This window comes from Arthrobacter sp. GAS37, from assembly GCF_044908325.1.
Taxonomy (GTDB): Bacteria; Actinomycetota; Actinomycetes; order Actinomycetales; family Micrococcaceae; genus Arthrobacter; species Arthrobacter ramosus.
The window spans coordinates 86749-109328 of sequence record NZ_JBIYDB010000015.1; the positions used below are offsets into that span (position 1 = coordinate 86749).

Annotated in this window: 25 protein-coding genes and 1 riboswitch; of the genes, 18 read left to right on the forward strand and 7 right to left on the reverse strand. The window is 63.6% G+C overall.

Annotated features, from left to right (window positions below; all coding sequences use genetic code 11):
• Nucleotides 1-135: 135 nt before the first annotated feature.
• On the forward strand, nt 136-885 hold the full coding sequence (locus tag ABH924_RS13750; protein WP_404499582.1) for an alpha/beta hydrolase: 750 nt from the start codon (nt 136-138) through the stop codon (nt 883-885).
• Here ABH924_RS13750 and thiC read toward each other — a convergent pair whose 3' ends face one another.
• A complete protein-coding gene (gene thiC / locus ABH924_RS13755; protein WP_404499583.1) occupies nt 886-2715 on the reverse strand; it encodes a phosphomethylpyrimidine synthase ThiC in 1830 nt (609 codons plus the stop codon).
• Nucleotides 2711-2818: riboswitch (TPP riboswitch) on the reverse strand. Its footprint overlaps the gene before it by 5 nt.
• 93 nt (nt 2819-2911) lie before the next feature.
• On the opposite strand from thiC, the gene ABH924_RS13760 reads away from it, so the two are divergent.
• The 17 genes from ABH924_RS13760 to ABH924_RS13840 all read left to right on the forward strand — a co-directional run bounded on the left by ABH924_RS13760 (nt 2912) and on the right by ABH924_RS13840 (nt 17028).
• A complete protein-coding gene (locus tag ABH924_RS13760; protein ID WP_404499585.1) occupies nt 2912-4006 on the forward strand; it encodes an amidohydrolase family protein in 1095 nt (364 codons plus the stop codon).
• Nucleotides 4007-4084: 78 nt separating this feature from the next.
• Entirely contained in the window at nt 4085-4957 is an 873-nt protein-coding gene (locus ABH924_RS13765) for a VOC family protein (RefSeq protein WP_404499587.1), read from the forward strand.
• A 77-nt stretch (nt 4958-5034) separates the two neighbouring features.
• Nucleotides 5035-5478: a hypothetical protein gene (locus tag ABH924_RS13770; RefSeq protein WP_234752054.1), complete on the forward strand. Its 444-nt coding sequence runs from the start codon at nt 5035-5037 to the stop codon at nt 5476-5478.
• A 206-nt stretch (nt 5479-5684) separates the two neighbouring features.
• Nucleotides 5685-6107: a 30S ribosomal protein S16 gene (gene rpsP / locus ABH924_RS13775; RefSeq protein WP_234752296.1), complete on the forward strand. Its 423-nt coding sequence runs from the start codon at nt 5685-5687 to the stop codon at nt 6105-6107.
• A gap of 1 nt (nt 6108) precedes the next feature.
• Nucleotides 6109-6351, forward strand: a complete 243-nt coding sequence (locus tag ABH924_RS13780) for an RNA-binding protein (RefSeq protein ID WP_028267532.1) — start codon at nt 6109-6111, stop codon at nt 6349-6351.
• A 129-nt stretch (nt 6352-6480) separates the two neighbouring features.
• The gene (rimM, locus tag ABH924_RS13785) at nt 6481-7044 is read left to right on the forward strand and encodes a ribosome maturation factor RimM (protein WP_404499589.1); all 564 of its coding nucleotides are present in this window, start codon (nt 6481-6483) and stop codon (nt 7042-7044) included.
• Nucleotides 7045-7890, forward strand: a complete 846-nt coding sequence (trmD, locus tag ABH924_RS13790; protein ID WP_404499591.1) for a tRNA (guanosine(37)-N1)-methyltransferase TrmD — start codon at nt 7045-7047, stop codon at nt 7888-7890.
• 288 nt (nt 7891-8178) lie between these two features.
• Nucleotides 8179-8538: a 50S ribosomal protein L19 gene (gene rplS / locus ABH924_RS13795; RefSeq protein WP_234752061.1), complete on the forward strand. Its 360-nt coding sequence runs from the start codon at nt 8179-8181 to the stop codon at nt 8536-8538.
• Nucleotides 8539-8616: 78 nt separating this feature from the next.
• Entirely contained in the window at nt 8617-9294 is a 678-nt protein-coding gene (lepB, locus tag ABH924_RS13800) for a signal peptidase I (protein ID WP_404499593.1), read from the forward strand.
• The gene (gene lepB, locus ABH924_RS13805) at nt 9295-10242 is read left to right on the forward strand and encodes a signal peptidase I (RefSeq protein ID WP_404499595.1); all 948 of its coding nucleotides are present in this window, start codon (nt 9295-9297) and stop codon (nt 10240-10242) included.
• Nucleotides 10239-10973, forward strand: a complete 735-nt coding sequence (locus tag ABH924_RS13810) for a ribonuclease HII (protein ID WP_404499597.1) — start codon at nt 10239-10241, stop codon at nt 10971-10973. The genes lepB (ABH924_RS13805) and ABH924_RS13810 overlap by 4 nt, the downstream gene beginning before the upstream one ends.
• Before the next feature lie 78 nt (nt 10974-11051).
• Nucleotides 11052-11396, forward strand: coding sequence for a DUF2469 domain-containing protein (locus ABH924_RS13815; RefSeq protein WP_059387678.1), 345 nt, complete (start codon nt 11052-11054; stop codon nt 11394-11396).
• Nucleotides 11397-11509: 113 nt separating this feature from the next.
• Complete coding sequence (locus ABH924_RS13820; protein ID WP_404499599.1) at nt 11510-11866, forward strand: YraN family protein; 357 nt, start codon at nt 11510-11512, stop codon at nt 11864-11866.
• Nucleotides 11867-13408, forward strand: coding sequence for a YifB family Mg chelatase-like AAA ATPase (locus ABH924_RS13825; RefSeq protein WP_404499601.1), 1542 nt, complete (start codon nt 11867-11869; stop codon nt 13406-13408).
• Nucleotides 13409-13419: 11 nt separating this feature from the next.
• Nucleotides 13420-14646, forward strand: a complete 1227-nt coding sequence (gene dprA, locus ABH924_RS13830; protein WP_404499603.1) for a DNA-processing protein DprA — start codon at nt 13420-13422, stop codon at nt 14644-14646.
• Nucleotides 14647-15297: 651 nt separating this feature from the next.
• Nucleotides 15298-16263, forward strand: coding sequence for a tyrosine recombinase XerC (locus ABH924_RS13835; RefSeq protein WP_404499620.1), 966 nt, complete (start codon nt 15298-15300; stop codon nt 16261-16263).
• 261 nt (nt 16264-16524) lie between these two features.
• A complete protein-coding gene (locus tag ABH924_RS13840) occupies nt 16525-17028 on the forward strand; it encodes a DUF3145 domain-containing protein (protein ID WP_078108617.1) in 504 nt (167 codons plus the stop codon).
• Between the two features lie 102 nt (nt 17029-17130).
• Here the strand turns inward: ABH924_RS13840 and fabF are convergent, their stop codons facing one another.
• The 6 genes from fabF to ABH924_RS13870 all read right to left on the reverse strand — a co-directional run.
• A complete protein-coding gene (gene fabF / locus ABH924_RS13845) occupies nt 17131-18366 on the reverse strand; it encodes a beta-ketoacyl-ACP synthase II (protein ID WP_241710849.1) in 1236 nt (411 codons plus the stop codon).
• Nucleotides 18367-18506: 140 nt separating this feature from the next.
• Entirely contained in the window at nt 18507-18752 is a 246-nt protein-coding gene (locus ABH924_RS13850; RefSeq protein ID WP_028267518.1) for an acyl carrier protein, read from the reverse strand.
• Between the two features lie 110 nt (nt 18753-18862).
• A complete protein-coding gene (locus ABH924_RS13855; protein WP_404499606.1) occupies nt 18863-19924 on the reverse strand; it encodes a beta-ketoacyl-ACP synthase III in 1062 nt (353 codons plus the stop codon).
• Nucleotides 19921-20850 (reverse strand): ACP S-malonyltransferase, encoded by a 930-nt coding sequence (locus ABH924_RS13860; protein WP_404499607.1) that lies wholly within the window; start codon nt 20848-20850, stop codon nt 19921-19923. Before ABH924_RS13860 ends, ABH924_RS13855 begins: the two co-directional genes overlap by 4 nt.
• A gap of 88 nt (nt 20851-20938) precedes the next feature.
• Nucleotides 20939-22183: a CdaR family transcriptional regulator gene (locus ABH924_RS13865; RefSeq protein WP_234752287.1), complete on the reverse strand. Its 1245-nt coding sequence runs from the start codon at nt 22181-22183 to the stop codon at nt 20939-20941.
• Between the two features lie 215 nt (nt 22184-22398).
• The coding region (locus ABH924_RS13870; protein ID WP_404499610.1) for a hypothetical protein at nt 22399-22580 on the reverse strand (182 nt) is incomplete at its 5' end.

Sequence of the window (22580 nt, forward strand, 5' to 3'; positions counted from 1 at the left end):
AGATGTCGTTTTGATGGCTCAGAACGGCATTAACTGCCGGGGCCCACGCCGCCGGGGTTCCCTGGCCGAGCTTGCGAGGCGAGGGTGGCGGTGGGGATTAGTTGGGTTGTCAGCCCCGTGCCATAGGCTGGGGGAATGCAAAAGCAGCGCGTTGTGTTTGTCCACGGAGCAGGCACATTCGGCGCTGCCGCTTGGCCGAAACAGCACGGCATGGGGCTGGCGTACGATGCACTGTTCCTGAAACGCCACGGCTTTGATGCGCAGGCCGAGCCTTTGGAATCCGATGTTGCGGCCGATGTGGACATTATCCTGGAGTGCCTCGGGGGACGGGAGGCCGCGTCAGCTTCCGGCCCCGCACGGGGAGGCCATGTCGTAGCGCACTCCCAGGGCGCGATTTCCGCGATGTTGGCCGCGGTGGAGCGGCCGGACCTGGTCCGGTCCCTCGTGTTGGTGGAACCGGCTTGTCTTTCATTGACGGCCGAGTTGCCCGCCACCGCGGCTTACCGGGCACTCATGGAGCCGTTGTTCCGGATCCGCCACGAACTCAGCGATGACGATTACCAACGCGAATTCGTCCGCAGGGCGTTTTCTTCCGAGGCGGCCGTCCTCAGTACCCCGGAGGCCCGGCGCACCGCTCGACGCCTGCGGCTCCAGGCTCCGCCATGGGAAGCACCCCTGCATATTGTGCCGGGAGTCCCCACGCTTGTCCTGACCGGTGGTTGGGAACCCCTGTACGAAGAAATCGCGGGCTATTTGCAGGAAACCGGTGCCCTCCACCGCGTTGCGGCTGGAGGACACCGGCCTCATGACTCAGTTGAAGGAGACCGGATGATCCGGTCCTTCATTGCGGATGTCAGCCGTGCCGGATCAGTCCAGGCTTCCTGATTAGTTCAGGCTTCCTGACTTCGCCTCACGTTTTCGTGCGGGAACCTCGAGCTCGGGCAGGTAGACCTTGCCCCCGGATGCGAGGAACTCCTCGCTCTTTTCGCGCATCCCGCTGTACATTTCGGCGATGGCCGCTTGGGAATCCGCGGAGCCGTATTCGTCGCGGATGTCCTGGCTGATCCGCATGGAGCAGAATTTCGGTCCGCACATAGAGCAGAAATGCGCCGTCTTGGCTGGTTCTGCCGGGAGCGTCTCATCGTGGAACGCTTCGGCCGTGACCGGATCCAACGACAGTGCGAACTGGTCACGCCAGCGGAACTCGAAGCGGGCCTTGGACAGGGCATCGTCGCGTTCGTGGGCGCCGGGGTGTCCCTTGGCAAGGTCCGCGGCGTGGGCGGCGATTTTGTACGTGATCACGCCGGTCTTGACGTCGTCCTTGTTTGGCAGGCCCAGGTGTTCCTTCGGGGTGACGTAGCAGAGCATCGCGGTTCCGTAGCGTGCGATCTCCGTGGCGCCGATGGCCGAGGTGATGTGGTCGTAGCCCGGAGCAACGTCGGTGACGAGGGGGCCCAAGGTGTAGAACGGTGCGCCGTCGCACAGTTCCTGCTGCCGCTCGACGTTCTCGCGGACGAGGTGGAACGGGATGTGCCCGGGGCCCTCCACCATGACCTGCACGTCGTACTTCCACGCCCGCTTCGTGAGCTCCGCGAGCGTGTCGAGCTCGGCGAACTGTGCGGCGTCGTTGGCGTCCGCCGTCGCTCCCGGGCGCAAGCCGTCGCCGAGCGAGAACGCGACGTCGTACTTGGCGAAGATTTCGCAGAGTTCGTCGAAGTGGGTGTAGAGGAAGTTTTCCTCATGGTGCGCCAGGCACCAGCCGGCCATGATGGAGCCGCCACGGGAAACGATGCCCGTCACGCGGTTCGCGGTGAGCGGCACGTACCGCAGCAACACGCCGGCGTGGATGGTCATGTAGTCCACGCCCTGCTCGCACTGTTCAATGACGGTGTCGCGGAAGATTTCCCAGGTGAGCTTGTTGGCTTCGCCGTTGACCTTCTCGAGGGCCTGGTAGATGGGCACGGTGCCGATCGGGACGGGCGAGTTGCGGATGATCCATTCGCGGGTGGTGTGGATGTCGTCGCCCGTGGACAGGTCCATGACCGTGTCCGCGCCCCATTGCGTGGCCCACTGCAGCTTGTCCACTTCTTCGGCGATGGAACTGGTGACGGCCGAGTTGCCGATGTTGGCGTTGATCTTCACGAGGAAGGCCTTGCCGATGATCATCGGTTCGGATTCGGGGTGGTTGATGTTGTTGGGAATGATGGCACGGCCGGCGGCGACTTCGCTGCGGACAAGTTCGACATCGCAGTTCTCGCGAAGTGCCACGAACCGCATTTCGGGCGTCACGATGCCCTGCTTGGCATAGTGCATCTGTGTCACGGTCTTGCCTTCGACGGCGCGGCGGGGCACCGGCTGTGCGCCCTTCCACTCTGCGGAGGCGGCGCCGCGGCGCACGGCCGACTTGCCGTCGTCCAGCAGGTTCCGTTCGCGGCCGCTGTATGCCTCGGTATCGCCGCGGGCTTCGATCCACTCGCTCCGGAACGGCTCCAGGCCAATCACAGGGTCACTGCCGGGCCCCGCGGTGCGGTACACCTGGAAAGGCGCGTTGGCCTCGCCGTTTGGGGACGGTTCCAAGGCGATTTCAGTCACTGGAACCCGGATTCCCGTCTCTGCATCTTCCAGGAACGCGAGGGAATGGGACTTGAGGGAATGTGTCACCTCTTGCGCCGATCCGTTTTGGGTAGGGCTCAGCTGTGTTTCTTTGGTGCTCAAAGGATTACTCACTTCCTTCGCCGGCATTACCCGGACAGGTTCAACGGTCGCAGGCTGCGTCAGCCCGATCTCAGCCCTTGCAAGGGCCCCCGTGTGGTCGTAGACGAAGCTACCACAGCTGTGGGTGCTTGGGAGAGATGTGACCGAGGACAGATGTGACCGGGCCGGCAACGGCCCCGGGAACTAGGGTGGAATCATGGCGGAAATCATCGAGTTCAGCGGCGCCGTCCTCACCGGGCCGGAAGAGGAACGGCGCGGCCTCTGGTCGGTCGACGGACGGCTGACCTTTCTGCGGCCTGCTGCCGCGCCGGACGTCGTCCTGGACGGATGGGTGCTGCCCGGCCTTGTCGACGCGCACTGTCATGTTGGTTTGGGGAGGGGCGGAGCGGTGGACGACGAGACTGCCCGACTGCAGGCAACGGCGGACCGGAACGCCGGGACCCTCTTGATCCGCGACGCAGGATCCGCAAGCGACACGCGCTGGCTGCAGCGCCGGACGGACATGCCGAGGATCATCCGCGCGGGCAGGCACATCGCTAGGCAACGCCGGTACATCCCCGGACTGGCCGAAGAAGTCGAGCCCGAGGATCTCGTGGAGGCCGTGCGCAAGCAGGCACGGTCCGGAGACGGCTGGGTCAAGATCGTAGGGGACTGGATCGACCGCTCGGCAGGGGATCTTGGCCCGTCCTTTCCGGCCGCCATCGTCAAGGACGCGGTCACCGCGGCACACGAGGAGGGAGCCAGGGTGACTGCTCATTGCTTCGCCGAAGGGACTATCGACGACATGCTCGACGCCGGCATCGACTGCATCGAGCACGCCACCGGTCTGTTGCCGCACCATATCCCCAGGCTGCTGGAACAGGGTGTGCCGATCGTCCCCACGCTCATCAACATTGCGACTTTTCCGGACATCGCGAAGCAGGCGGAAGCGAAGTTCCCGCCTTACGCCGCGCACATGACCAGATTGTGGGAGCGCAGGCATGAACGCGTCGCCGAGGCATTCGACGCCGGGGTGCGGGTGTACGCCGGGACCGACGCCGGCAGCGTCATCAAGCACGGCCGGATCGGCGAGGAAATCCTGGAACTGCACCGCGCGGGCATTCCGGCGGCCGCCGCCCTCGACGCCGCCTGCTGGTCCGCACGCGAGTGGCTGGGTGCCGACGGCATCAGCGAAGGTGCCAGTGCCGACGTCGTGCTCTACGCAAACGATCCCCGTGCGTCACTTGAGGTGGTGCTGAATCCGCAATGCACCGTGCTGAGGGGACATATTTCAGGAAGCGCCGGGCATTAGGAATAAATTGAAGCTTCAAGTAATTTAGATAGATAGAGGTTGCCGAAGGGCGGCGCCACAAAAAGCCGGGAGTTTCACATGACCATCACATCCAGCCAGGATCTCCTTCCTGCCGAACTCACCATGGGTACGGTCATGCTCAAAGTGGGGGACATGAAGCTCATGGTCGACTACTACCAGCGGGCCCTGGGGCTGGAGGTCGTCGCCGAACAGGACGGCGGACTCTACTTCGGCAGGCTCGGCAAGCCGTTGGTGCACCTCGCGCCGGCCTCCGGGCTCCAGATCCCGGGTCGCGGAGAGGCTGGACTCTTCCACACGGCCTTGCTCTTCGAAGACCAATCCTCGCTCGCCGCGACTGTTGCCTCGGCCGCGCAGTACGAACCCCACGCCTTCGTCGGCAGCGCGGACCACCTGGTCAGCGAGGCCTTCTACTTCACCGACCCTGAGGGCAACGGCATCGAGCTCTACTACGACAAGCCCCGCGAAGGCTGGGAGTGGAATGGCAGTTCGGTCGTCATGGACAGCCTGCCGCTCCCTCCGCAGCGCTACCTCCAGCAATACCTGAACGAAGCGGCGGTGACAGGCCAGCATGAGGCGGGCGCCGGCGTCGGGCATGTCCACCTCCAGGTGGGCGATGTGCAGACCGCCCATGATTTCTACGTCGACACCTTGGGCTTCGAGCAGACCGCCGGGTGGCACGGGCAGGCCCTGTTCGTCTCCGCGGGCGGCTACCACCACCACATGGCCATGAATGTCTGGAACAGTCGCGGCGCAGGTCCACGCAAGGACACGCTCGGTCTCGGCGAGGTTGTCATCGAGGTGCCGTCAGGAGACGACGTCGGCGCGCTCGCCGACCGCCTCAAGGTTGCCGGCATTGCCTCCCACCACACCGGCCAGGAGTTGCGCTTCGAGGACCCGTGGCGCAACCGGCTGCGGGTCGCCGTCCGCTAGGCTGGAGTCTGCGGCGTGGCGCATTTTCGGCCGCCGCGCCGCAGCTCCGTTGGCACGAATGAATGAGAGTACTTTCCATGGGCTTTGCTGAAATCTTTGTTGCCACCCACGATGAAGCACTCAAGAGGGCCGCTGCCCTGGAGAAGGGCAGTGACGTGTCCGGCGCCGCTGTACGGATCCCGGGAATCAGCGATTTCGAAGTAGAACAACTTGGCGACCTGGCGGGCACGGCCGTGCACGCAGCCGGGGCCGACTATGAGCTCGCATTGGTGGACGTCACCAGCGACGCCTTGCTGGGCGTCCCCGAAGCCATGGTGCGTGCCCTGTCCGAGCTTCTCAGCTACGAGACCGAGGGGGAGGGAAGCATCCTCGACGATGTCGCCGAACGCTGGGCGTCCCAAGAGGATATGCCCTTTGATGCCCAACAGTCCCGCCAGTACGTCCAACAGTTGGCGGCGCTCGCGAGCGACGTCGAAAAGGCCGAACGGGCCGGTCTCTACGTCTGGTCCGCAGAGCAGTAACCCTGCAGTAACCCTGCAGTAATCCCGCCGCACGGGCCGCGCGTTCGAAATACTGTCCGCCATCTGGCACAATGGACAGGTACTCGATCCGCGCGGCCCCTCTCTCCGTGTGTGCATCTTGTCCTTGGAACCCTCAAGTATGGCCCGCCCCACGGGTGCAGAACGACGGGCTCAACCCCGTTTCAGAAACAGGAGTGACCACAAAAGTGGCCGTAAAGATTCGCCTTAAGCGCTTCGGTAAGATGCGCGCACCGTACTACCGCATCGTCGTCATGGACTCCCGCGCCAAGCGCGATGGCCGTGCGATTGAAGAAATCGGCAAGTACCACCCCACCGAAGAGCCCTCGTACATCGAGGTCGCCTCCGAGCGTGCACAGTACTGGCTGTCCGTCGGCGCCCAGCCGACCGAGCAGGTTGCCGCGATCCTCAAGATCACCGGTGACTGGCAGAAGTTCAAGGGTCTCCCGGGCCAGGAAGGCACGCTGAAGACCAAGGTCGCCAAGCCTGCTTTCGTTGCACCGGAGAAGGGTTCCGTCATCATCCCGGAAGCCATCACCAAGAAGGCCAAGCAGTCGGAAGCAACTGAAGCTCCCGCTGACGCTGAAGCAGAGACCACCGAGGCTGAGTAAGTTGCTGGCAGAAGCGCTCGAGCACTTGGTCCGTGGGATCGTTGACAGCCCTGAGGACGTCAAGGTCAGTGCCAAGAACAACCGCCGCGGGGAATCCCTCGAGGTGCGTGTTCACCAGGACGACCTCGGACGGGTGATCGGTCGCCAGGGTCGCACCGCACGCGCTTTGCGCACTGTGATTGCGGCATTGGCGGGCGGCGAGCAGGTCAGGGTCGACGTCGTCGACACCGACCGTCGCCGGTAACGCGCTCAGCAATACTTGTCTTAAATCGGGCCCCTTCACCAGATTATGGTGGAGGGGCCGGATTGTTTTACGAGCAAACCCCCAGCCTTGGTCCCTAAACCGGTCCAGCGAAGAAATCAGAGGAACCCCATGCAGCTCCAGGTTGCCCGAATCGGCAAGCCCCACGGAATTCGCGGCGAAGTCACTGTCCAGGTGCTCACTGACGCCCCTGGCGATCGTTTTGTCCCGGGCACCGAATTTGTGGTGGAGCCCGCAAAGGCCGGTCCCTTGACCATCACCAGCGCCCGGTGGAACAAGGACATCCTGTTGCTCGGTTTTGAAGAGATCTCCACGCGCAACCAGGCGGAGGAAATCCGCGGCGCGAAGCTGTTCATCGAGACGGAAGAGCTGGAAGAGGACGACGACGAAGGCTGGTACGAGCACGAGCTCGTCGGCCTTGAGGTCCATGTCGGCTCGCAGGTCGTAGGTAAGGTGACCGCACTCAACACCATGCCCGTCCAGGACCTGCTGGTCATTGAAGACGCCGACGGCAAGGAAATCCTGGTGCCTTTCGTCGAAGAGATCGTGCCCGAGGTCAACGTCGAGGACGGCTATGTGCTGCTCACGCCTCCGCCGGGCCTCTTCGAACTGAACACCGACGCTTCCGGCTCCGACACGGAAGAGGACGACGCTGAAACCAAGGATGACGCCTAAATGCGCATCGACGTCGTCAGTATCTTTCCCGAGTACCTGGCGCCACTCGAGCTTTCCCTCATAGGCAAGGCCCGTCAGGATGGGCTTTTGGAGCTGAATGTCCATGACTTGAGGACCTTCACCACGGACAAGCACCGCACGGTGGACGACACTCCGTATGGCGGCGGTGCGGGCATGGTCATGAAGCCCGAGCCCTGGGCCCAGGCCTTGGAATCCATTGCCTCTGGAGCGTGTGCCGAAGCCGGAAGTCCCGAAGCTGAGGGCTCATCGGACGGTCCGACGACGAAGCCGGTCCTGATCGTCCCGTCGCCCGCGGGGGAGCGCTTCACCCAGGCCCTTGCCTATGAGCTCGCCGAGGAAGATCGGCTCGTTTTCGCCTGCGGCCGCTATGAAGGCATCGACGAGCGCGTCATGGAATGGGCGGCAGGACACTTCACGGTCCGCCCGGTCAGTTTGGGCGACTACGTCCTCAACGGCGGCGAAGTCGCAGTCCTGGCCATGGTCGAGGCCATCGGACGATTGCTTCCGGGCGTCGTCGGCAATCCCGAATCGTTGGTGGAGGAATCCCATTCGGACGGCTTGCTGGAGTACCCGGTCTACACGAAACCCTCGGCATGGCGTGATCGTGACGTACCCGCCGTCCTTTTGAGCGGCAACCACGGCAAGATCGCCCAGTGGCGCCGCCACGAACAGTTCCGCCGCACGGCGGAGCGCCGCCCGGACCTTCTCGCAGGGTTCGACGCCGGCCGCCTGACACGTGCGGACCGCACGGCTTTCGGCGAACTCGGGTACGACGTCGTCGACGGCCGGTTGCGGCGCCGTCCGGACAGCGACCTCCCGGCCTGAGCCCGCCGCCGTCGGGCAGTTTTATCCACCGCTCGACCACAACAACCGGGCCGCATTCGCGGGATTGGCCGGAACTCCCGGGGTGTGGCAGAATTAACCCTTGTGTCTACTGGGTTCGCGCCTGCCACAGGGGGAGCGTCACCAACAGCCTGACAACCCGGAACCGCCAATCAGTGGTGGTACCGGACTTGAAAATCTTCGGCGGTAATTTCCGGACGGCCTTGCGCCCCGGGCTTGCCCGCCGTGACCCAAAGTGGATGACCTGTGGCGTTCACCAGGAGTGGATTAATGCATATCCTCGATAACGTAGATGCAGCTTCGCTGCGTAACGATGTTCCCGAGTTCCGCGCGGGTGACACCATCAAGGTTCACGTGAACATCATCGAAGGCAAGAACTCCCGTGTCCAGGTCTTCCAGGGCTTCGTTCTGGGCCGCCAGGGTGACGGCGTTCGCGAAACCTTCACGGTCCGCAAGGTCTCGTTCGGTGTCGGCGTAGAGCGTACCTTCCCGGTGCACTCCCCGATCATCGACAAGATCGAGGTCGTCACCAAGGGTGACGTCCGCCGCGCCAAGCTCTACTACATGCGCGCACTGCGCGGCAAGGCTGCGAAGATCAAGGAAAAGCGCGACTTCGCCACCGGCAAGTAGGTCTTTCGACCAACAGCGGGTCCTGGATTCGTGTCCGGCCTGCGCCGGAGAAATCCGCAACGCAACAGGAAACGAATCATGGACCACGCAAAACGCCAGCCCCGGAAACAGGGCTGGCGTTTTGTTTTGCTCGCACTTGTCCTGGCCGTGGCTATCAGCGGGCTCGTTCGGTCCTTGTGGATCGACGTCTACTTCATCCCCTCCGAGTCCATGGAGCCGATCCTGGGCACCGGAGACCGCATCCTTGTGTCCCGGACCGATTTCGCCGCAGACCCTATTCGCCGTGGAGACATTGTGGTCTTCGACGGCAGGGGAACCTTCGCTCCGCTGAACAGCGGCAAAGGACCGTTTGCCGACGCCGTGGCCGCCACGGGCCACTGGCTGGGCCTGACGGGAAGCGACACCACATACGTCAAGCGTGTCATCGGGCTTCCCGGAGACCACGTCGCTTGTTGTGGCACCGATGGCAAACTCACAGTCAACGGTCAGCCGCTTGAGGAACCCTATCTGTATCCCGGCGACACGCCGAGCGAACAGAGGTTCGACGTCATCGTTCCCAATGACCGATTGTGGCTCATGGGTGACCACCGTTCACGATCGGCCGATTCGCGCAGCCTTCTGGGCGCGCCCGGCGGAGGGATGGTGCCGCTGGAGCGTGTCATCGGGCGTCCGGTCCGGATTATCTGGCCGCTTGATAGATTTGCAGAACTACCTCGCCCTGCGCAGGCCGGTACAACCTCGAAGAACGGACAATAGATGCCCGAGACAACTCCCGGGAAGCCGGAACGGCACGACGACGACGCCCGGCTCCTGGACGGACCGTCCGCTCCCGCCATGGATCTTGCAGCGGACGATGCCGATCCGGCCCCGGGGAGCGCGACTGGCTCGACGACGCCCCAGCCTGAGGAGCAGGAGTCTCCGCGCCGCGCCGCACGGCGGGATTCGCGGCTGGAATCGGGCGAAAGCGATCGCTCCGAGACTGCCGGCAAAACCCAAGGCAGTCCGTTCCTCGGCTGGCTCAGGGAAATCGGCACCGTGGTGGTCATCGCGATCGTCTTGTCCTTCCTGATCAAGACCTTCCTGTTCCGTGCTTTCTTCATTCCCTCGGAATCCATGGTCAACACCCTTGACGTTGACGACCGGATTTTCGTTAATCTGCTGGTCCCGCAACCGTTCGCACTGGAGCGCGGCGACATCGTGGTCTTCAAGGACGCACAAGGATGGCTTCCGCCTACGCAGAAGACGACGCCCGGGCCCTTCAAATGGTTCCAGGACGGTCTTGTCTTCGTCGGGCTGCTCCCGGACGAGACCAATCAGCACCTCGTCAAGCGCGTGATCGGCCTCCCGGGGGACCGGGTCTCCTGCTGCGACAGTTCCGCGCGGGTCAGCGTCAACGGCACTGTCCTCAACGAGAGCTACATCAATCCTGCCCAGGTTCCCATGGCCAAGTCTTTCGATGTAGTGGTCCCGGCGGGCAAAATTTGGGTTATGGGCGACAACCGCAACAACTCGGCCGACTCCCGCGAACACCAATCAGTCAATGGTGGTTTCATCGACATCTCCGACGTCGAGGGCAAAGCCACGGTTATCGCCTGGCCCATCAACCGTTGGCAAATCCTTGACAACCACTCCGAGGTCTTCCGCAACGTTCCCGCGCCGTCGCCCCAGAACACGGCTTCACCAACGGCTCCAGCGGGCAAATGATGGTTCCGGCGGGGACGGGAGCTCCGGTTCGGACGCAGCGGAAACCCGCCGCGCGGACCAAGCACGCTCCTGATTTTCCGACCCTGGACGTCGAACGGGGTTTCTTGTCTCCTGGAGTCACGCTTCTGGCCGGTGTGGATGAAGTAGGCCGCGGATCCCTCGCCGGACCGGTGTCGGTGGGGATCGCCGTCGTCGACCTCAGGGACCACGGATTGCTCGCCGATGTCCGCGACAGCAAGCTTCTCAAACCCGAGGACCGTGAGCGGTTGGAGCCGCTGGTGCGAGAATGGGCGGTTGCCTCCGCAGTGGGCCACGCAAGTTCGGCGGAGATCGATGCGTTCGGAATAGTGGGAGCCCTGCGCCTTGCAGGAACACGCGCCTGGTTCGAGATTCTCGCCTCGGGCGTGCATCCGGACCTCGTCCTCCTGGACGGGAGCCACAACTGGCTCTCACCCCAGACACAGGGCTCCTTGTTCGACACCGAGCCGTCCGGGCCCGCCTGCGAGGCGCCGGTGCACACCCGGGTGAAGGCGGACATGAGTTGCCTCAGCGTGGCGTCCGCCAGCGTACTGGCCAAGGTGGCCAGGGACCGCATCATGATTGAGCTGCACGAGGAATATCCAGCTTTCGGCTGGAACGAGAACAAGGGTTACGCCACGTCCTTCCACCGCGATGCCATCCGTTCGTTGGGTCCCACGCCGTACCACCGGACCAGCTGGAACCTGCTCTAGCCTCCGCTTTTCCTTGTCCTGGATGCCGCCCGCCCGACCGTGGCGGCGTGCGCGCCCTCTATGGTGCAAGATGGATCTATGAGTGCCGAGGATCTTGAGAACTACGAAACCGACATGGAGCTGCAGCTCTACCGCGAATACCGCGACGTCGTTGGTTTGTTCAGCTACGTTGTCGAGACCGAACGCCGGTTCTATCTGGCAAACCATGTTGACCTGCAGGCCCGGAGTGCCGATGGCGAGGTCTATTTCGACCTGACGCTCCAGGATGCCTGGGTTTGGGACGTCTACCGTTCGGCCCGTTTCGTGAAGAATGTCAGGGTCATTACGTTCAAGGACGTCAATGTCGAAGAACTGCCGCGCAGCGAGGAACTCTCCCTGCCAAAGGACGGCGATCTAGGCGATCTCGGCAACCTGGGCAACTAGGAAAACCCGCCTACGTCTCCTCCACACCGTCTTACTGACGGAGTTTCCCACATAGCCAAACTGGCCCCTGTCTTTGGATTGTCCGCGCCTCCAGGCTGGAAGCGGAGGTGGTCATGAGAGCCAAAGACTGGTTGGGCCGGCACGGTGAAACGCTGGCCGTAGCTTTCCTTGAAACCCAGGGAATGCGCATTGTGGACCGCAATTGGAGATGCTCCGAGGGCGAGATCGACATCGTGGCGCTCGACGGCGACACCTTGGTGATTGCCGAGGTCAAGACCCGGAAGAACCTGGCCTATGGGCATCCTTTCGAAGCGGTTGACGCCGCCAAACTCGCCCGGCTCCATCGCTTGGCCCTTTCGTGGTGCCGTGATCACGAACTGCAGGCCCCGCGCCGGCGGGTGGATGTCGTGGGAATCATCGACGACGGCGTAGTCGAGCCAAGGCTCGAACACCTCAGGGGCGTGGGCTAGATGGGCGTCGGTCGAAGCTACTCTGTGGCTTTGCTCGGCCTGAACGGCTACATCGTGGAGGTCGAAGCAGATATCGGCCAAACCCTCCCCAACTTCGTGATCCTGGGGTTGCCGGATGCCTCCCTGAACGAAGCCAAGGAGCGCATTCGTTCCGCGGCGCAGAATTCCGGCATCCCGCTGAGTCGCCGAAAGATCACCGCAAACCTGATTCCGGCCTCACTGCCGAAGCGCGGCTCGGGGTTCGACCTCGCGATCACCATGGCAGTATTGCGCGCTGCGGGTGATATCCGTTCTACCGAAGACACGGTCTTCATCTCCGAGTTGGGGCTGGATGGCAGGTTGAGGCCGGTTCGCGGCATCTTGCCGGCGGTCATGGCGGCGGTTCAGGCCGGTCACCCCGAGATTGTGGTGGCCCAGGCAAACGTCGCCGAGGCAGAGTTGGTTCCCGGGGCGGTGGTTCGTGGCTACAAGACCCTGGCTCGTCTTGCGTTTGATTTCGGGGCCGATCCGCAGGACCTGGCCTTGGATTATGACCCGGCCGGCGGCGACGTTGCAGGAGATCAGGACGTCGGTGCCGCGGTTGTTCCGGATCTTTGCGATGTCTCGGGGCAGGGCGATGCCCGCCGCGCCTTGGAGGTTGCAGCGGCCGGGGCACATCATGTGCTGCTTTGCGGTCCGCCGGGTGCCGGCAAGACGATGCTTGCCGAGCGGCTCCCGGGACTCTTGCCGGATTTAGGGGACCGGGAAGCCATGGAAGTCACGGCGATCCATTCGCTTTCGGCTGTCCATGTTGACTCGGTACAGCTATTGCGCCGCCCGCCCTTTGAAAATCCCCATCACAGCGCGACCGCCGCAGCAATCATCGGCGGTGGTTCCGGCCTGCCGCGGCCCGGGGCGGCATCACGGGCGCACCGTGGCGTCTTGTTTCTTGACGAGGCACCCGAGTACGAACGCCGGGTCCTGGACGCCCTGCGGCAACCTCTGGAGAGTGGAGAGCTGGTCATTCACCGCTCCGCCGGCACCGCTGCATATCCGGCCCGTTTCCAGCTGGTTCTCGCGGCGAATCCTTGCCCTTGCGGGAAGGCCACGGGGAAGGGAGTCGATTGCACCTGCACTCCGGTGATGCGACGCCGCTACTTCGGGCGCATGTCCGGGCCCTTGCTGGACAGAGTGGACATCCAGCTCCAGGTGGAACGTGTATCCCTCGCGGACTTTGGGCAATCCGGCGCGGAGGAGGACACAGCCACGGTCGCCGGGAGGGTCCATGCCGCCCGGTCACGGCAACGCGAGCGCCTGGGGAGTTTCGGGATGGAAACCAACTCGCAGGTTCCCGGGCGTGTACTGCGCGGCGAACTGCGCCTGCCTTCAGCGACCACGAAGATTCTTGACACTTCCCTGGAGCGTGGAATCCTCACTGCGAGGGGCTACGACCGCGTCCTGCGTCTCGCGTGGACCCTCGCGGACCTGGGCCACAGGGACCAACCCCACAGCGACGACATCGGGCAGGCCCTCGGCTTGCGGCAGGCGGTTGCGGCCGCATGAAAGGACACGCCATGACTGAACACGGCCAGCAGCTCACCTCGGACGCTCCGGACCGGAAAAGGGAGCGCGTAGCCCGGGCAGCGTTGTCACGGCTCATGGAACCGCAAGATGCGGCCGGACTCGCGCTCGTGCAAGCCGCCGGGGCCGTTGACGGTCTCAGAATAGCTACCGGCGAGCTCGCTCCCGGGCATGGGCTTGGGCAGGAAGTGGCTTCCTTGTTGGTTGACAGCGGGGTTTCTTCTGCCGGGGCCGGATTGGCCGCTGCGTTGCGCCGGTGGGCGCCCCGGATCCCGGACCTTGCCCCGGAACGCGATCTTGCCACCATGCAACGCCTCGGTGGCCGCATGGTCATCCCCGGCGACCCGTTGTGGCCCTCGCAGTTGGCAGATCTGGGCCTTCATGAACCGTTGTGTTTGTGGTGGCGGGGACACGAATTGGAGTTTCCACCCGTGCGGCGGGTAGTGGCGCTTGTCGGCTCACGGGACAGTACGAGCTACGGGGCCTCTGTAACGGGTGACTTTGCCTATGGGCTGGGTCAGCGCGGCTGCACGGTCGTGTCCGGAGGGGCCTACGGGATCGACGCCCACGCGCACCGCGGGGCTTTGGCCGGGGGCACCAGCGACATGCCGACCATCGCGGTGATGGCCGGGGGCGTGGACCGATACTATCCGTCCGGAAATGAGGGCCTGCTGCGTGCCGTGGCAAACCAAGGGGCGGTCATCGCCGAGGTTCCCCCGGGCTCGGCGCCTACCCGTTACCGCTTCCTTCAGCGGAACAGGATTATCGCCGCCTTGGCCGCGGTGACCGTGGTGGTGGAAGCGCGATGGCGTTCGGGTGCCCTGAATACAGCTCATCATGCTGAATCCATCGGGAGGGCGGTCGCCGTGGTCCCGGGATCCATCCACAGCGCCAACTCTGCGGGCTGCCATCGGCTCCTCCGGGATGGCGGGGCTGTCTGCGTCACGGACGTCGGAGAGATCGCTGAACTGGCGGGGTCGAGCGGTGAGGGGCTCGTCGGCGAAAAGGAAACGGCCGCCTCAGACCACGACGGACTCACCCTCGAGGACCTGATCCTGCTCGACGCCCTGCCCGTCCGTTCGACGAGCTCGGTGGAGAAGCTCGCGGTCGTGGCAGGGCTCAGCGCCGAGTCCGTCAGGGCCGGTCTTGGACGCCTCGGTTTGTTGGGTTTAGCGGTATCAGTGAGCGGGGCGTGGAAGAGGTCGGGGAAGCAGGGGTGATTCTGGGACTGGATGGCAGGTTGAGCCTGGTTCGGGGTATCTTCCCGAGTTTCTTGATCCTGGGCCGGAGAAACATCAACCTCCCTCGGATAGGCGGGTCGGAAGACCGTCTCGTGTCTGATATCACATCCGGCTTTCAAATTCGTAACTTATTTGACAGTCAACTATCAGTTAGCTGCAAGTTGGCGTAGCGTCAGTAGGGACGACATGGGTGATCGTCCTTCCGTCGTTTCAGCAAAGGAGCCGAAATGACTGTGAAACTAAACGTGCTTTCCATCTTTGCCGTGATTGCATTGCTACACTCATTTCCCTTCCCGCAGGAGGGGCCGCGGGCTGGGCCATATACGGTATCGGTGCTATGGCAGGAGGTGCAGGCGTTGTCTGGAGCTGTGGATAGTTGCCCCTCGAGACTAATCGCTCTTGAGCAGGGATGATATGGACATGATGAAGTCAAGGGCGCAGCCCGCGAGGTTCGTGATTGGACAGCAAATCGGTCTCTTTCTGATCCTGGGAGCCGTCTTGTTCGTCCAAGGCGGCACTGGCCCGGCATGGCTTTGGATTCTTTTCGCAGTCTGGCAGGGGTTGCTCCTGTGGCAGTACTACAGGATTTACAGGTCCATCGGTCAAAGGTGAAGATGGCCGAACGTGGCGATGCCAGCCACCGGGCCTCGCGGCTGGCACAGTGGAAGGGTGCAAGAGAAACCCCTCCCCGAAGCACTCGCCGGGTCCGTTCAGGACTTCCGGCGTTACCTCGAAGGCGAACGGGCCAGGTCTGCCCACACTGTGAGGGCGTACATCGCAGACGTCGAGAACCTGCTGCGTTTCGCTGCCGCGGAGGGCGTGGGGGAGCTCGCAGCCCTGGAACTCGGTACCCTCCGGCGTTGGCTGGGGGCACAAAGCGAATCCGGCCGGTCCAGGGCAACCATCGCCCGGCATGCCGCGACGGCCCGCGCGTTCACCTCCTGGGCCCTGCGGGAAGAACTCATCGCCTCGGACCCGGCTATTCGGCTCCAAGCCCCCAAACGGGACCACACGCTTCCTGGAGTCCTTCACCAGCAGCAGGTCTCCAGGATCTTCGAAAACCTGTCAGAGGCAGCCGCGGACGGCTCTGCGATGCCGTTGAGAAACCGCGCCGTCGTCGAATTGCTCTATGCCGCGGGGATCCGCGTCGGCGAGCTCGCCGGTCTGGACATCGATGATCTCGATATGGAGCGCCGAACTCTTCGCGTGCTCGGCAAGGGCAACAAGGAGCGGACGGTGCCGTATGGGGTCCCGGCTGCGCTCGCCGTCGACGATTGGCTTCGCCTCGGCCGTCCGCGGCTCGCAACCGAGCGTAGCGGACCGGCACTCTTTCTCAGTTCAAGGGGCAACCGGATCGATCAGCGCCAGGCCCGCAGCGTCGTCAACGACCTCCTGGCGGCCTTGGGGGATACCGGGGCAACCGGACCCCACGCCCTGCGCCACACTGCCGCCACCCATTTGCTCGACGGCGGGGCGGACCTGCGTGCGGTGCAGGAAATTCTGGGACACAGCAGCCTCGCGACAACCCAGATCTACACCCATGTGTCGGTAGACCGGCTTCGCAGGAGCTATCAACAAGCCCACCCCCGTGCATGAAAACCTGGAAACCGTGCAACACTTCGAAAGCCCTAAGGGAGGAAATCCGCCCGTCCGTGAATCGCACTGGCGTAATTCCGGTCCGTACGGCAAAATGAAAGCACTGCGGGGAAACTTTCAACCTAAACTTGAAAGTTCTTCCGCTGCGGAAAAAATCAAAGATAGGTAGGGAAACCGGAACAGCGCGGCACCCGCGCGCAGCAAGATTTCATCCAGGCAGAGGTCGTTGGGGAAGACGTACCTACAGCTATGGAGGATGGAATGTCTGTTGCAATAACCCGCGGTGTCTTGTTTGTGCATTCGGCCCCTACCGCGTTGTGCCCTCACGTTGAGTGGGCCATCGGATCGGTCGTTGACAAGCGGACCGATCTTGAGTGGACCCCTCAACCTGCCGCGCCCGGAATGTTCCGCGCCGAGCTCTCTTGGGCAGGAGTCCCTGGAACGGGTGCCCAATTGGCTTCGGCGCTGCGTGGGTGGGCACACCTACGCTACGAAGTCACCGAGGAGCCGAGCCAAGGCGTGGACGGCGCGCGTTGGTCGCACACTCCGGAGTTGGGTATTTTCCATGCCGTCACCGATGTCCACGGCAACATCATGGTGACTGAGGACCGCATCCGGTACGCCTACGAGTCGGGGGCGGGAGATCCTGCCGCCGTCTACCACGAGCTTTCCTTGGCGCTTGGCGAGGCCTGGGACGAAGAGCTCGAGCCCTTCCGGCATGCTGCCGAAGGGGCCCCTGTGCGCTGGCTCCACCAAGTCGGTTAGGGAACAAAGTACCTAGACAGTTTTTCCATAGCAAAGAGGAGGGCCCCACCACGGTGGGGCCCTCCTCTTGTGCCTGGCTTGCGCCTCGACCTGCAGCGACTGTCAGACGTTGCGGATGGCGATGACGGCGTTGTGGCCACCGAAACCGAAGGAGTTGCTCAAAGCGACGATGTCACCGGCGGGCAAAGTGCGCGCCGAAGTGACGACGTCGAGCGGGATCTCCGGATCCTGGTTCTCAAGGTTGATGGTCAACGGAGCCTGGCGTTCGTAGACGGCAAGAACCGTGAGCACTGCTTCTACGGCCCCTGAAGCGCCCAACAGGTGGCCCATCTGCGACTTGGTGGCAGAGACCGCCACATTGTCGACGTGGGCGCCCAGTGCGGCACGGAGCGCCGTGTACTCGGGCTTGTCACCGACAGGCGTCGAGGTGGCGTGGGCGTTGACGTGCACGACGTCCTCGGCCTGGATGCGGCCATCGAACATGGCAGCCTTCAAAGCGCGGGTAGCGCCCAGGCCTTCCGGGTCCGGTGCCGTGATGTGGTAGGCGTCAGCTGTGACCGACGTACCGGCGAGCTCAGCGTAGATGCGCGCACCACGGGCGATCGCGTGCTCCTCGGCTTCCAGGACCAGGGCGCCGGCGCCTTCACCCATGACGAAGCCGTCGCGGTCGCGGTCGTATGGCCGCGAAGCGTGCTCGGGATCGTCATTGCGGCGGGAGAGGGCCTGCATCGAGGAAAACGCGGCGAGTGGCATCGGGTGGATGGCGGCTTCGGCGCCACCGCACACGACGACGTCGGCCTTGCCCGAGCGGATGAGGTCCAGGCCGAGGTGCATCGCTTCGGTGCCGGAAGCGCAAGCAGAAACAGGGGTGTGCGCACCGGCGCGGGCACCAAGGTCAAGGCTGACCGCTGCGGCGACGCCGTTCGGCATGAGCATGGGGACCGTCATGGGCAGGACCCGGCGGGGGCCCTTTTCCCTCAGCGTGTCCCAAGCGTCCAGGAGCGTCCAGACGCCGCCGATGCCCGTGGCGAAAGCCACGGCAAGGCGATCGTGGTCGATTTCGGTGATACCGGAATCCGCCCAGGCCTCGCGGGCGGCAATGACACCAAACTGCGTGGACGGGTCCATGCGTTTGGCTTCAACGCGGCTCAGAACCTCGAGGGCCGGCGTCGAGCACCGGGCGGCAAAGTGGACCGGAAGGTCATACTTGGCAACCCACTCGTCCTCGAGTGTGTGGGCACCGGAGACCCCTTTGAGCGCGTTCTTCCACATCGTGGGGACGTCGCCGCCGATGGGCGTTGTAGCGCCCAGACCGGTTATGACTACTTTGCGTGCCATGCGATCACTCTCTGTCGGATCAGCCAACCCATGTGCTGTTCTCACTGGGGAGGCAGGAAAAAACTTTGGGAGATATAGCAGCTGTGCCGGGCTTCGGATGCAACAGGGCGCACCCGAAGTCCGGCACAGTTGAGGCCAGGCTAGGCCTGTGCGTTCGAGATGAAGTTGACGGCGTCGCCGACGGTCTTGAGGTTCTTGACCTCTTCGTCCGGGATGCGGACGCCGAACTTCTCTTCAGCGTTGACGACGATGGTCATCATGGAGATGGAGTCGATGTCCAGGTCCTCGGTGAAGGACTTGTCCAGCTCCACGGCTTCGGTGGCGAGGCCGGTCTCTTCGTTCACGATTTCAGCCAGGCCGGCCAGGATTTCTTCGTTGCTAGCCATTGTTGGCTCCTTTTCTTGTTGTGCCGGCTATTGCCGGAAATGGGGGCAAACCGCGGATACGGTTTGGGTTTCAAAGCACTATTCAATTGGAAGGTAGGCACGGTCCGAAACTACGGAAGAACGATTACCTGGGCACCAAACACAAGACCGGCACCGAATCCGATCTGCAAGGCGAGGCCACCGCTGAGCGCAGGGTTCTCCTTGAGGAGGCGGTGCGTGGCCAGCGGAATGGAGGCAGCAGAAGTGTTTCCCGCATCGGCGATGTCCCGTGCAACCACCACGGTTTCGGGAAGTTTGAGCTTCTTGACCATTTCATCGATGATCCGCATGTTCGCCTGGTGGGGGACAAACGCTGCCAGATCCGAGGCTTCAATCCCTGCGGCGTCGAGGGCTTGCTGGGCAACCTTCGCCATTTCCCAGACAGCCCAACGGAAGACCGTCTGGCCGTCCTGCCGGAGCGTCGGCCAAACATCCTGCGCTGCCGAAATAATGGCCTGATCGTCGGATTCATCCGAATGGCGGGCAGTCTCGCCAAGGTTGCGGACTTCGTCAAGGGAATGCGTCATGCCGATCGCGTTCCACTTGCTGCCATCGGATCCCCAGACGGACGGGGCAATGCCGGGCGTGTCGGACGGGCCGATGATCACTGCGCCGGCACCGTCGCCAAGTAGGAAGGAAATGGTTCGTTCATGGTTGTCGATGACGTCCGAGAGCTTCTCGGCGCCGACCACCAGGACGTATTCAGTCGCGCCCGATCGGACCAAGGCATCGCCCTGGGCAATGCCGTAGCAGTAGCCTGCACACGCCGCGGAAATGTCGAAGGCCGGTGCCGGGGTGGCCCCCAAACGGTCGGCGAGGGCGGCAGCCGCGGACGGCGTGGCATAAGGGTGCGTGACGGTGGAGATAATGACGGCACCCAGTTGGGAAGCCTCAATGCCGGCCTGCTTGAGTGCCTCGCGGGCGGCCCCCTCGGCCATGTCGATGACGCTGACATTTGCTGCGGCGCGGTGGCGGGTCACGATACCGGTGCGTTGGCGGATCCATTCGTCCGAGGAATCGATCCACTGGCAGACGTCGTCGTTGGTGACGATGATCTCCGGGCGGTATGCCCCGAGGCCGACAATTCGTGAATATTCCCTTGTCGGTGCTTGCTTGAGTACGGGGGCGCTCATGCGTCTCCCTCCAATTCCGCGAAGAGTGCGAGTGCGGCGGACAAATCATCCGGGGTCTTGACGGCAACGGTTTTCACGCCTGGCATGCCGCGCTTGGCGAGGCCGGCCAGGGTGCCCGCAGGTGCCAGCTCGATAAGTCCGGTGACTCCGCGCTGGACCAGGTTCTCCATGCACAGGTCCCAACGCACCGGGCGCGAAACCTGGGCGATCAGGCTTTCGACGGCGGCGCCGCCGTCCGTGACCTCCTGGCCGTCGAAGTTCGAGAGCAAGGGAACTGTTGGAGCCTGCGGCTTGAGGGACGGTCGCAGTGCTTCAAGCGCGCTCACCGCGGGAGCCATGTGGGAGGTGTGGAATGCTCCGGCGACCTTCAGCGGGATGACCCTGGCTTTGGCCGGCGGGTTGTCAGCCAGTGCCTGGAGCTGTTCGAACGTGCCTGCGGCAACGGTCTGGCCCGCGCCGTTGACATTCGCGGGAGTTGCGCCGGCGGCCTCGATAGCGGACAGCACCTCCGCCGGATCGCCGCCGACGACGGCACTCATCCCGGTGGGGGTGACGGCGGCGGCAGCGGCCATGTTGTTGGCACGCTCGCGGACAAACGTCATGGCTTCTTCCTCGCTCAGGACACCTGCAAGCGCCGAGGCCGTGATCTCCCCGACCGAGTGGCCGGCAAGGACGATCGGAAGGGTACTGAGTTCGACGTCGAACAGCGATTTCGCTGCCACGAGCCCTGCGGCAACAATCAAGGGCTGCGCGACGGCAGTGTCCTTGATGGTTTCTTCATCGGAGGTGGTGCCGTGGGCCTTGAGGTCGATGCCTGCGATTTCGCTCAGGAAGGCCAAATGGCCTTCTACGGAAGGGAGCTCCAGCCAAGGGGCCAAAAATCCAGGGGTCTGGGAGCCCTGTCCAGGGCAGACGATTGCAAGCACGTAACCAGCTTTCCAAATTGCCGCGCGAACTACTGGTGTTTGCGTACACCAAGCTCACTGGGTCAGTTTGTAGGAAGTCTACAACGGTTCAACCCGCGGATCGGGTACCGTGACGCTCCGACGTCGCCTTTGGCTGGGCCGAAAGCCTGCCCACAACCAACGCAATTTGGAGCACGAAAGCCTCCCGCGGGAGGAGCGGGTCCCACCCTGTGACGTCGCAGACGCGCTTGAGACGATACCGCACGGTGTTTGCATGGACGAACAACTCGCGGGCCGTTGCTTCGAGGGAATGGCCAAGTTCCAAATAGGTGCTGAGGGTTTCGACAAGGCCGTTGGAAGCGGCCAGCAGCGGGCGGTAAATGTTCTTGATGAGGGAACGACGGGCGGCGTCGTCACCCGAGACTACGCGTTCCGGGAGGAGGTCGTCCGCCGCTACCGGTCGCGGAGCCGACGGCCAGGCCCTGGCGGCAGTGAGCCCTGCAAAGGCTGCCTGGGCAGAACTGCTTGCCTCCAACAGGGAGCCGGCCTCGGGTCCGTAGACCACCGCGCCCGGGGCGAACAGCTCGCTTAGTTTCAGATACGCGGTGTCGCGGTCTTGCACGCCACCCAGAATCAGGATGAGGCGGTCGCCCTGGATGCCAACAAGCGCGTCCTCCGCGTAGCGTCCTGCGGTCCGGCGCAACTCGCTCACATAGCTTGCGCTTGGTTCCGACGGCGAGTTTCCCACCATCACCGTGAACCGCTCCTGGGCCTTCCAGCCGAGGGCCGCGATGCGGGAACGGAGGGCATCGGTGTTCTCGCCACGGAGGATGGCGTCCACAATCAGGGCTTCAAGCCTGGTGTCCCAGGAACCGCGGGACTCGGCGGCGCGGGCATAGACATCAGCGGCGGCGAATGCCACTTCCCGCGAATAGCGCAGGACCGCTTCGCGCAAAGAAGGCTGGTCGGCTTCGGGTGCGATCACGGGGACCTGGTCCTCCACCACCTCGACGACGATCCGGATCAGCTGGAGGGCCTTTTGCAGGCTGATGGAGCGGGTCAGCTCCGTGGGAGCATTCCCGAAGACGTCCGTCAGGATCCACGACGGCGAGCTCGGCCTTTCGTACCACGTCACGAAAGCCGCGATTCCGTTTTGGGCAACCAGGCCCAAGGCTGAACGTTCGTCGGAGCTCAGCCGGCTGTACCAAGGCAACGATTTCTCAAGCTTGCGCATGGTGGTGGTGGACAACTGCCCCACATTGGCACGGAGCCGCTTGAGGGTCTCCGCCTTTTCCGGTGTTACCGTGCGCGCAGCCGCTTTGCGTTTTGCGGGGGTTTGAATCGGCTCTGCCATGCCTTGAGCATACGGCGCATCATCCACAAGCTCCATTTGTGCGAAGGCTACAACTGCGATTGGTGCGCGTCACGCACTGGCTGCGCCGATTGGTGTTGTGCGGCGATCATTGAAGCCCGGGTGTTAAAGCCCGACGGCGGCCCGCGCCTTTCGGTGCGGGCCGCCGTCGGGATGTTGCCTGGCTTCGCTTTGCTTCGCTTTGCTTCGCTGGAGGCTTAGCTTTCGCCGCCTGCCCCTCCGGTGGTGCCGGCGTTGACATCGAGGAGACTGTACTTCTCGATTGCCTGGGCTGCCGCCTGTGCGTCAACTTCGCCTCGGCGGGCGAGGAGTTGCAGGGCTTTCACGACGATGGAGTGGGTGTCGTTTTTGAAGAAGCGGCGTGCGGCCTGGCGGGTGT